This window comes from Pseudomonas sp. ef1 (genome assembly GCF_007293365.2).
In the GTDB taxonomy this organism is placed as follows: domain Bacteria; phylum Pseudomonadota; class Gammaproteobacteria; order Pseudomonadales; family Pseudomonadaceae; genus Aquipseudomonas; species Aquipseudomonas siliginis.
Map to the genome: position 1 here is coordinate 364,260 of NZ_CM129815.1, position 9,816 is coordinate 374,075.

Annotated in this window: 10 protein-coding genes and 1 pseudogene; 5 read left to right on the forward strand and 6 right to left on the reverse strand. The window is 52.1% G+C overall.

Annotation, left to right across the window (positions count from 1 at the left end):
* Window positions 1-122: 122 nt before the first annotated feature.
* Both FEE99_RS01770 and FEE99_RS01775 read left to right on the forward strand, forming a co-directional pair.
* Window positions 123-1,444 (forward strand): annotated as a pseudogene (locus FEE99_RS01770) (OprD family porin).
* Window positions 1,445-1,676: 232 nt separating this feature from the next.
* Window positions 1,677-2,006: a DUF2790 domain-containing protein gene (locus FEE99_RS01775; RefSeq protein WP_033902240.1), complete on the forward strand. Its 330-nt coding sequence runs from the start codon at window positions 1,677-1,679 to the stop codon at window positions 2,004-2,006.
* Window positions 2,007-2,787: 781 nt separating this feature from the next.
* On the opposite strand, the gene FEE99_RS01780 is transcribed toward FEE99_RS01775, so the two are convergent.
* Window positions 2,788-4,095: an MFS transporter gene (locus FEE99_RS01780; RefSeq protein ID WP_034139959.1), complete on the reverse strand. Its 1,308-nt coding sequence runs from the start codon at window positions 4,093-4,095 to the stop codon at window positions 2,788-2,790.
* A 264-nt stretch (window positions 4,096-4,359) separates the two neighbouring features.
* Here FEE99_RS01780 and FEE99_RS01785 point away from each other — a divergent pair, with 264 nt between their 5' ends.
* A complete protein-coding gene (locus FEE99_RS01785; RefSeq protein ID WP_223817870.1) occupies window positions 4,360-4,512 on the forward strand; it encodes a YHYH domain-containing protein in 153 nt (50 codons plus the stop codon).
* 104 nt (window positions 4,513-4,616) lie between these two features.
* Here the strand turns inward: FEE99_RS01785 and chrA are convergent, their stop codons facing one another.
* The 5 genes from chrA to FEE99_RS01810 all read right to left on the reverse strand — a co-directional run bounded on the left by chrA (window position 4,617) and on the right by FEE99_RS01810 (window position 8,599).
* A complete protein-coding gene (gene chrA, locus FEE99_RS01790) occupies window positions 4,617-5,975 on the reverse strand; it encodes a chromate efflux transporter (RefSeq protein WP_033898332.1) in 1,359 nt (452 codons plus the stop codon).
* A complete protein-coding gene (locus FEE99_RS01795; protein WP_033898333.1) occupies window positions 5,968-6,912 on the reverse strand; it encodes a chromate resistance protein ChrB domain-containing protein in 945 nt (314 codons plus the stop codon). Before FEE99_RS01795 ends, chrA begins: the two co-directional genes overlap by 8 nt.
* Before the next feature lie 132 nt (window positions 6,913-7,044).
* Window positions 7,045-7,521, reverse strand: coding sequence for a hypothetical protein (locus FEE99_RS01800; protein ID WP_032894812.1), 477 nt, complete (start codon window positions 7,519-7,521; stop codon window positions 7,045-7,047).
* Window positions 7,518-7,727 (reverse strand): hypothetical protein, encoded by a 210-nt coding sequence (locus FEE99_RS01805; RefSeq protein ID WP_033898334.1) that lies wholly within the window; start codon window positions 7,725-7,727, stop codon window positions 7,518-7,520. Before FEE99_RS01805 ends, FEE99_RS01800 begins: the two co-directional genes overlap by 4 nt.
* 191 nt (window positions 7,728-7,918) lie before the next feature.
* Window positions 7,919-8,599 carry a competence protein CoiA gene (locus tag FEE99_RS01810; RefSeq protein ID WP_033898335.1) on the reverse strand — a complete coding sequence of 227 codons (681 nt, stop codon included), beginning with the start codon at window positions 8,597-8,599 and terminating at the stop codon, window positions 7,919-7,921.
* Between the two features lie 547 nt (window positions 8,600-9,146).
* Here FEE99_RS01810 and FEE99_RS01815 point away from each other — a divergent pair.
* Both FEE99_RS01815 and FEE99_RS01820 read left to right on the forward strand, forming a co-directional pair.
* Entirely contained in the window at window positions 9,147-9,554 is a 408-nt protein-coding gene (locus FEE99_RS01815; protein ID WP_038448081.1) for a hypothetical protein, read from the forward strand.
* Window positions 9,555-9,572: 18 nt separating this feature from the next.
* Entirely contained in the window at window positions 9,573-9,788 is a 216-nt protein-coding gene (locus tag FEE99_RS01820; RefSeq protein ID WP_007246723.1) for a hypothetical protein, read from the forward strand.
* Window positions 9,789-9,816 lie beyond the last annotated feature (28 nt).

The window sequence follows — 9,816 nt, forward strand, 5'->3', positions numbered from 1 at the left end:
AATTTGTAATTCTTCAATCATCTTGAGGTTATGTTTGTAGGTCAGAATGAGTGGCGGTCATTGCAATCACCATTATAAAAAAGGCCGTCATCATAAGAAACTGCCAAATCTTCGGAGCAGACATGACTAGGATAACCAAGATCTCAACAGGCGTATTAGCGGCAATAGCTGGGTTTAGCTCAGTCGCCTATAGTGCAGAGAAGTCAGAAGGTTTTGTTGAAGGTAGTAAATTTACCGTTACCAGCAGAACATTCTATTTCAACAGGGATAATCGTAATGGTGAAACTGCACCAGGGGGGCGGGATATTCTGAGGCGACTGCTCAAGCATTCATTGCGAAATTCAATTCTGGTTACACCCAAGGGACGATTGGTTTCGGACTAGATGCTTTCGCCATGATCGGCTTGAAATTGGACACTGGTGGCGGACGCAATGGTGGGCGAAGTTCGTTTGATGTTCTTCCAGTTGACAGTAACGGGGATGCCCGTGATGAGTACACTAAAATTGGAGGCGCCGCGAAGATTCGCGCCTTTGATACGGAGCTCAAAGTAGGCGACGTGTTTCCTACCAGCCCAGTAGTGTATTACGGTGATTCGCGTCTACTTCCTGAGTCTTTTAGAGGTACTATATTTTCCAATAACAGCATCAAAGGCCTGACATTGCAAGGTGGCCGGCTCCATTCTATGAGTCAGCCTGTATCAAGCGATATGAGGGATGGTTTTGCGACCTTCTACGCAGGCCCTGTAAACTCACCAGGAATGAGCTATTTCGGTGGTGACTACGTTCTAAATGAGAACGTAAGTTTCGCGTTGCATGCTGGCCAACTTCAGGATGTATGGAATCAAACGTATTTCGGTACGAACCTCAGCTACGCTCTCACAGATAATCTCGCGTTGATCGGTGGTTTTAATTACTATCGTGCAGTTGACGAAGGCAAGAAGTTATTAGGTGAATTTGATACCAATATTTGGAGCGGGCGTTTTGGTGTTCAGTTTGGTGGCCACACACTCGCCTTAACCCACCAACGAAACAATGGCGAAAACGACTTCGACTATTTACGACAATCCGACTCTGTTTTCTTGGACAACTCAATACAATATAGTGATTTCAACGCCCCCAAGGAAAAATCTTGGATGCTGCGTTATGATCTGAGCATGAAGTCGTACGGGGTTCCTGGACTCAGCTTTATGACGCGTTATGGCCGAGGTAGTGATATTGACTACTCGAGTGCGAATAGTGTCTACATGCGCCGTGATGCCGAGGGCAGTCCGCTCGTGAATCAAAAGAGGTGGGAGCGCGACATCGAAGCAAAATATGTAGTTCAAACTGGAAAAATGAAAGATATGTCATTCCGCATACGCCAGTCTAATACACGCGCGACTCAATTTGAGTCTGACCTGGATGAGTTTAGGCTAATTGTAGAATACCCTCTTGTTTCTTTGTAAGCGGGCTAGACGTAAACGGAACAAAATTTGATTGTGAACTTGGCCTTGATCTAATTTGCACGTCGCTATTTTTATAGATTTTTAGCTATGAATGTTTGCGTGCAAGTTTGATTGGGGGCTGATTGATCTTTCAGCCGTCTAGATCACTGTTAAAGCTAGCGCCCTTTGGGCGCTTTCTAATTCAAATCTTGTGGTTTAAGGCAAATTCAAACTAAAGGGTGTGGGTTACGACATGAAGACTATTAAGATTTCAGTTTTTATCGCGCTTGCTTTTGCGTCGCAATTTATTAATGCGCAAACGCAATCGAAGACAGACGTTGAAAGGGTTGAGCGCGCCAACAAGGTTGCGCTCGAGAATTATGCCAGCAAAGTCGGCGAACCAGTTCCTGAAGTTAAGGATTATGTGTATGGCATGAAGCTAGACGTTGCCAAGACTATACATGTTTCCCCACCAGTAAAATATTGTGGAAATGTCGATAGCTATATGAGTTATCAGGACTCTCAAGGAAAGCTTCACTCCATTCGATATATCCTGCAGGGCGACTGTCCCCAAAAGCGTTAACGCAATTTTTTACCATGACCCCTCGGCTACGCTTCACTGCCTATTTCGCCGTTATCAGCCTCCATCGCAAATCCTTTCATGGCATGTGGTAGGCCGAGGGTTAGCGGACTGCTCATATGCACGCCGACAGTGCGTTTCTATCGGCTCGCCATATACCGGTTGGCGCTAGTTTGAATTCGAGCATGGAGACGTGAGTTCTCGGCCTTACTGATCCCCCCTAAACACATTCCCCTCTAATTTGATCCTCCCCTACCATCAAATAGACCGTACAAAGAGTAGCACCATTCGCTTGATGCCAATGCTTACTGCCATGTCCGCTGCGTCGAAGCTGATGACGGCCAGTTAAGCCAGCACCAGGCTAGAAGGCTTGCATGCAGCGGGAAGCGGTTTCGTATGTGGTGCTCAACATGATTGGAGGCCTGCCTCGCAACAAGCGCGTCCTTTCGTTTGGTCAAAATTGTGTAGGTTCCTCCGTTCAAGAATAAGCGTGTGTCATTTCTCCGTGTCTACGACAACCGACTTTGCCGGTATAGCACGCACTTTTCGTTTCGCGCCTACCAGGGCTAACGTTTCCAGCAATGCAAGTCGCCGGTAGTGCCGAGCGATGTAGCGGGTACAAAAGAAAATCAAAAAAAACTGTTTCAATCGGGTGAGGTTCATGATCCCCCAAAGCCTCTCGCTTACCTATTTTCTGATCATCATCCAGTTGTATGTGACAGCTCTTGTCGATGCATCACTAAATTTTGCTCTGGACTCGAAGGCTTGAGAACTCTTCGCTCCATCAGCGTGGCCACCGACGATGTAGATCATCAATCACATACGGGTGTTCATGCCTTTCTGCGTTGGTGTCGTCAACATGGGCACGATTGTCTGATAGTTCATCATGAGTGTGCTCGACGATTTCTCGATCATGAGCTGGTCGCCAGATGAGGCTACTCATGATAAGCGAGCCTGCTGCCAAGACCGCTAGCGCAATGAACGATGCGGCCAGGCCGTAGTGTGCTCCCAACCATCCCGCCAGAGGGTAAGTGATTAACCAGCAGGCATGGGATAAGGCGAACTGGGCAGCAAATAATGCTGGACGATCCTCAGCATGTGCTGAGCGACGCAAGATGCGACCGCTAGGAGTCTGGGCAAGGGAGTAGCCAACCCCAAGCACCAACCATAGTGGTAGAAGCAAGTTATAAGTGGTGACGTTAATGCCAACCGCTAAACCCGCGACCAATATCCCTCCGCCGAACAGCATGGCAGTTCGGTCTTTGATGTTTTTCAGCAGCCTGGGCAAGACCAAGGCTGACACCATCGACCCTCCCCCAAACGCTGCCAGGGCCAAAGCAGTGGAACTCTGAGGCAGAGCGAAGCGCGACTGCACCAGAACTACTGTATTGACGATCACCATGGCGCTAGCGGCAGCTACCGTAAGATTGAGCGCCAACAGTCCCCGTAACCGGGGCGTAGCTAGGAATATGCGCATACCACGGGTGGTTCGTTCATAAATGCTGCGTCGTGGTACCTGTTTCGCTTTGGGTAGCAGCACCGTAGCGACTAGAGCCGCAGAAGCAAGGAAACCAATGACCGTACCCGCGAACAGATTATGAAAGCTGATCACGGTCAGCAGTGCAGCGGCGAGCATCGGACTGGCAACACTTTCGAGATCGTAGGCCAGACGCGATAGTGACAAGGCACGGGTGTAGTCATCCTCATCCGGCAGGATGTCTGGAATGGTCGCCTGGAACGTCGGAGTGAACGCTGCCGAAGCGGACTGAAGGACGAAAATCAGCACGTAGATTTGCCAGATTTCCGTTACAAACGGCAGTGCAAGTGCGACCAGTGCTCGCACAAGATCCAGTGAAACCAGCATTGCCCGACGCGGTAGACGTTCTGCAAAAGCCGCTGCAATCGGTGCAACGCCGATGTATGCCGTCATCTTGATTGCTAACGCCGTACCTAGGACGGCGCCGGCTTGGGCTCCTGCGAGGTCGAACGCCAGTAGTCCTAATGCGACAGTGGCAAGACCAGTCCCCACAAGCGCAATCACTTGTGCGAGAAAGAGGTGGCGGTAGGTTCGATTGGCTAAGATTTTCAGCATGAGAAATCTCACATAAGGACACACGCGCCCAGTTGGTTGCCGAGCTTTTCTCGAATTAACAAAGCGACGAGTTGTTCGCTTATCGAGGATTCGTATCCCCCTGGGGGGGATATGAAGTCATCCTAAACTAGAGCCGGCATTAGCTCAAGAAGCAGCCGATCAGTCGCTCATCGAATATTTGCGAAATCAAGCAGGATGCGCTTGCTCGGTGAAGGCACTTAGCCATACGCTGCCGGGCGTGAGACCTCTCACGGATATAAAAATATGAGCAAGGAGCAGACCCTGATGAAGCTGTCCGCCATTTTGATCGCCGCTTTACTTTCGATTACGTCCGTTGCTGCCTTCTCGCACAGCGGCGGTACTGATTCAAAAGGTTGCCATCGAAACCATAAAACCAACGACTACCACTGCCATTAAATGGCAAAAGCCCAGCGTCAGGCTGGGCTTTGGTGTGAGCTGGTCACTTCAGATCTGAAGGGGCCTGGGTGTCTGACGGACGCTGTTTAATCCGCTCGTGATAGCTAGCGCAACAGATGTACTGCTAGACCAGCGAGCGCACAGGCCATCAGTACCTGAATGACGCCGCGCTTGAAGCGGAACAATGCTATTGCCGCTGCGATGGCGATTACTGCTGAAGGCCAGTCGAGGTTGCCGCTGAAGCCTTTCGGCCAAAGCACGTGATACCCGAAGAAGCACGCCAGATTGAGGATCACCCCAACTACGGCGGCGGTGATGGCGGTAAGCGGTGCAGTGAACTTGAGTTCGTTGTGGGTCGACTCAACCAGAGGGCCACCCGCAAGGATGAACAGGAACGAAGGTAAGAAGGTGAACCAGGTCACCAGGGCAGCTGCGACAGCTCCGGCCAGAAACACCTGATCAGCCCCGAACACTTGCGAGACATAGGCCCCGACGAAGCCGACGAAAGCCACCACCATGATCAGCGGCCCTGGCGTGGTTTCCCCCAGCGCAAGGCCGTCGATCATCTGTGTCGGGGTTAGCCAGCCATAGTGACCGACTGCGCCTTGATAGACATACGGCAGTACGGCATAAGCCCCGCCGAAGGTCAGCAATGCAGCTTTGGTAAAGAACCAGCTCATCTGGGTCAGGGTTCCTTCCCACCCAAAGAGCGCGGTCAAAACACCCATCGGCAAAGCCCATAGCACGGCACTAATCAGTGCGAGTGAGGCCAATTTCAACCAGCTGAACCGAGCATGTTCGGGGGACGGCGTGTCGTCATCGATTAAGGCCGGGCCGAAGGATTTTTTGGCGGCGCTATGGCCACCGGCTCTGAATTTTTCGGGTGCCATTCGCCCCCCGAAATAGCCAATCAACGCTGCCCCTAAGACGATCAGCGGGAACGGAACATTGAATGCAAAGATGGCGGCAAATGAAGCCGCTGCTATCGCCCACAGCCAATTATTCTTCAGTGCCCGAGAGCCGATTCTATGCGCCGCCTGCACCACGATGGCCGTCACGGCGGGCTTGATGCCGTAGAAAAGTCCGGCTACCACGGGTACTTCGCCGAACGCGATGTACATCCACGACAGCGCGATCAGGATGAATAGTGAGGGCAGCACAAACAGCGCGCCGGCGACCACGCCTCCCCACGTTCGATGCATCAGCCAACCAATGTAAGTCGCCAGTTGCTGAGCCTCGGGCCCTGGCAACAACATGCAGTAATTGAGGGCATGTAGAAATCTGCGTTCTGAAATCCAGCGTCGCCGCTCCACCAACTCCTGATGCATGATCGAGATCTGGCCCGCAGGCCCGCCGAAGCTAATGAAACCGAGCTTCAACCAGAACCAGAACGCCTCACGCAGACTAATCTGTTCAGGCCTCAACGGATTCGCTTCAACCTCTGGTGCCATAACTTTACTCATTGGGTTGCTCCTCTTTCACAAACCCGGCGAGCAGGCCGTCGAAGATGGCGCTCGCGGCAGCCAGAAGTTGGTCGTCGTCGGAAATGGTCTCTCGCAGCCCAGCAAGCACCCGCTGAATCCCGGCAGCCTCCACCGGCTGAATATCGCCAACATCGAGGTAATGCACAAGGGCAGCAATGCGACCTAGACCTTGTATCTGGATTTGAAAACTGGCCTGTAGGGTTTCAAAGGTGACGCGGTTACCAACATGGCTGAAGGTTGCGTCATCAAAATCAAACCCCAAGGCGTTGACTGGGCAGTCCTGTGGAGTGTTCAGCCAGACGATCTGAGCTTGCGGGTCGATGAAGCGGCGGATCAACCAGGCACAGGCGAGCCGGTCGACCCAGGGACGTTTACGCGTTGCCCAGATACGGCCCTGATAATCGCTGAGATTGAGTACCGATATCGGTTGATTACTGCTGTGCGGCTCATCCGGCGACAGGGCTCTACTGACTGCCGTCTCTAACTCCTGTAGAGCCGCATCAATCTGGTGCTTTGGTTCACCTGGGAAGTAATCGATGCTCGCTATCTGATCGTAGGCTTTGCGCAGCTTGCGGATTTGTTTGGTCGTCGCCAGCGCATTTTCAGCATTCAACTGCTCACGGCAGCCTTCGATCTCTCCACCAAGTTTGGTGTAGTCATCCTTGCGGTCGAAAAACTCGATAAAGCGCTCACCGTTGGGATCAACTACAGGCAGGAGGTAGGCGGTGCCATTGATGGCCAATATGTCTCGTTCGACAGAAGTCAGAGCTTCGCGGCAAGCGCTGGTATCAGGGAGCAGGTAAACACCGTCACGGAGTACAGCGGCACCTGAAGCTTTCAAGGCACGCCAGGCTCGCATGCGCTCGGTGGCGTTGGCGGTGGGTAAGCCAAGGATCAATGCGAGCCAATTTTTCATGTAGGAATATCTACTCGATATGTAGTAATCGCTACGCTACTCCTTGCTGCAAGGCTTGGGAAGCGGTGCTCAACAAAAGCAGTTGTTCAGAGGGCATTCGGAAGAAGGAACAGACACGCAGACTTGCGGTGGTCATTGCGAGCGAAGCCAAGCTTCCATTTTTTGCAACCTTCCTCTACGTAAAAGCACCGGTTTCCCTAAATCCAACATCACCAACAATCCCTGCCTTTCGCATGTTGAAGGGAACCAATCAGCGATTTCGACGTTGCAGCGTTTGGCGTCACCTACCGCCCACTTAATAATCATGTCTGCTGCGGCACGGTAGTGATCCGCCATGAACAGCCTTTTGCCGTCTTCTGACCAGCCTCTCATCGCAAGCTCGTCGGTTACGTCGATGAGTCCAGCGTCTCCAAAGAAATCGGTCGTATCTGGATAATGAATACCTGCCAAGGACACCTTGGCCACGCCGGATTTTCGGTCGAAGTAAGACAGGAAATGCCATCCTCCCGTTGTACTACCTGGATCTGGAAAATTGATCGCAGCTTTGCCAGTGATGTAGTGCGTGCGGGAAACGCGTTTGAGATCAAAATCGAAAAGCGGCTGGTTCATGGGAGTGTTTTGAGCCGGGCCAGCCCCTGTTTGATATGACCAGCGTTCTCACCAATTGTGTAAAGCGCACCACGGACGTTGTCGCCGACTTCCGCATGTCCCTGGGCTTCCACCTGGAGGGTCAGCTCCATGAGCGCAGCCTCAAGGGCCAGCTGGTTTTGGTACATCCTTTCCAGCACATCTGATAGCGAGTATTCACTGGGCATCTACATGGACTCCTTGATGTCGACCCAGCATAGCTCGATGATGAGTCAGCAAGTGTCTTGCGGGTATAGGCATACCCTGAGAGCACCTTATGAGCGTCCCGTCCCTAAGTAGTCTCAAGGTGTTTGATTTGCAAGCTAGAACAGCAAGAAGCCCGAAGGACAGAGATGCCCGCTAGACACTTGGTCGGTTTTTATTGACCCGCCGTACCGGATTTATCAGAGGCCGGGCCTCCATTGAAGCTAAAATCGGTGGTGCCGTTGGTGATCCATTCGACCAGCTTTTCCTTGTGAGTGTAAGCCACCACTCCACGTTTTTGAGTCGGATCGAATCTTAAGACGCGCCATATACCGAAATCGGGGCCGAAGTCGATGAACACGGGTTTGGAAACCCACCAGCGAGCAAAAAGCTTGCTGCGGGAATGCCAGCTAAATGAAGCCAGTCCATTCTCCGACACTTTCGACAAACCCATTCTGAAGTTGTACCTGTCGAACTCAGTCCGCGTGCCATCGATCACCCAGATCATATTTTGATAGTAGTTTTGCCTCGCGATTACCTCTTCAGGATGTATCGTCGATCTCTGAAACTCAATAACCATCCCTGAAGGCGTTCGGACATCTGCTATATGTCTCTCCCCTGAGGACGCTTGCAACACAACTTCCTGCCACTCGGTTGGGAACATATTCTTCCAATCGCGATGCCATGCCGTTTCCGTTTCCCACCACGGATCGCAATTGTCCAAACGTTTATGAGCCCAATGCCAGACGACATGGTTCCCGCATTTAGCGACAGTCTGGGAACCACAAAAACTGCAAACACCACGTGCTTTTGGAGTGGCCTCTACACGAGCGCCTTCAAGCAATGAGTATTTCATTTTCTTCCTTGATGATAAAAATGAGGGGCGGTAGCTCTTAACTTCCTAGTTGTCAGTACCTTGTGACCCACAGGACGAAAGACAAATATCTGAACACGGTAGTCGTCGTGTCGCTCTGGCCTCTTTCAACAATTGCTCAGCGTACATAGCCGGATCATCATCTGGCAGCGGGTAGCCTGCAGCAGATAGAGCTTCGGCGCGCTCTTCAATGAGCAGACGCTCGGGATCGCGAACCGTTTGGTAGGCTCTGCCTGGTACGCGTCGAGTCGTGTCCATTCTCGGCTCCCCAGAAGGCTGATGGCTAAGAGCGACTAAATTACTTTTAGAACGATAACAGAACGCTCTGAATAGCGATGCTCCGCTGCGAGTCACGAGGGAGGGTGCGTTACGATCTATGTTTCACAGAGACGCAAACACCAAGCAAGCGGAGCGCGCAGGCGTGAGGGATGCGAGCCCGCAGGGTCGAGACACGCCTTGGCGGGGCTCGATTTACGGCAGCCTGACGCCGCAGGCGGCACGCCATCAACGCCAACAAGAGGTAACTCAAATGCCCGACGATGAACTGCGCGAACTGGAGGCCAAGAGACGAAAGGCTTTGTGGATACTTGCGCACATATCTCCAGGCGATTCGAAGGCGTTCGATGCCTTATCCATCCTTGATGACCTTGACCTTCAAGAACGGAAATACTCCCCCAATGCTGACAAGGCACTTGATCTCAACCAGCTTCGGGATTGTGTCACGCTGCAGCATCACAACTCCGGAATCGACATCATTTTGGAGCAGACTATCCCCCAGCCCTGGAGGGAGCGCTTCAATCAGGCGAGTATCGGGTCGACCAGATTGTTAGATGGGCCTTACGCTGCGGACTGGTATAAATTCCTGGCTTGTTGGGAATCAGAGATGCAGCACCTCGAGGCACACAGAACTGCCAGAAGTAAGCCCAAGCTGGATTGATGCAGACGGAGAATAGACGTGGAACGAGACAGCGATGACACCGTGTATTGCGACATCCAAATGCCGGTGGCTCAAGGGCGTGAGCTATTGGCGTTAGTGAATGCCCTGCGAGAGTCGAAAGCTCATCCAAGTCTCGACAGAGTTTTTGAACACATGCAGGACGAGCTCAGCACCTCAATCGACATCGTTAAGAATCCGCCATCGTGGGGCCCATGGGGGCCGACGCATAACTGAGCCTTTAGTCGGCTATCCTTTCCATTCA

Coding starts and splice junctions, on each gene's coding strand:
- FEE99_RS01785 (WP_223817870.1), top strand. CDS start 4,360: ATGAGCAAGGAGCAGACCCTGATGAAGCTGTCCGCCATTTTGATCGCC.
- FEE99_RS01780 (WP_034139959.1), bottom strand. CDS start 4,095: ATGCTGAAAATCTTAGCCAATCGAACCTACCGCCACCTCTTTCTCGCA.
- chrA (WP_033898332.1), bottom strand. CDS start 5,975: ATGAGTAAAGTTATGGCACCAGAGGTTGAAGCGAATCCGTTGAGGCCT.
- FEE99_RS01810 (WP_033898335.1), bottom strand. CDS start 8,599: ATGAAATACTCATTGCTTGAAGGCGCTCGTGTAGAGGCCACTCCAAAA.
- FEE99_RS01795 (WP_033898333.1), bottom strand. CDS start 6,912: ATGAAAAATTGGCTCGCATTGATCCTTGGCTTACCCACCGCCAACGCC.
- FEE99_RS01775 (WP_033902240.1), top strand. CDS start 1,677: ATGAAGACTATTAAGATTTCAGTTTTTATCGCGCTTGCTTTTGCGTCG.
- FEE99_RS01805 (WP_033898334.1), bottom strand. CDS start 7,727: ATGCCCAGTGAATACTCGCTATCAGATGTGCTGGAAAGGATGTACCAA.
- FEE99_RS01815 (WP_038448081.1), top strand. CDS start 9,147: ATGCCCGACGATGAACTGCGCGAACTGGAGGCCAAGAGACGAAAGGCT.
- FEE99_RS01800 (WP_032894812.1), bottom strand. CDS start 7,521: ATGAACCAGCCGCTTTTCGATTTTGATCTCAAACGCGTTTCCCGCACG.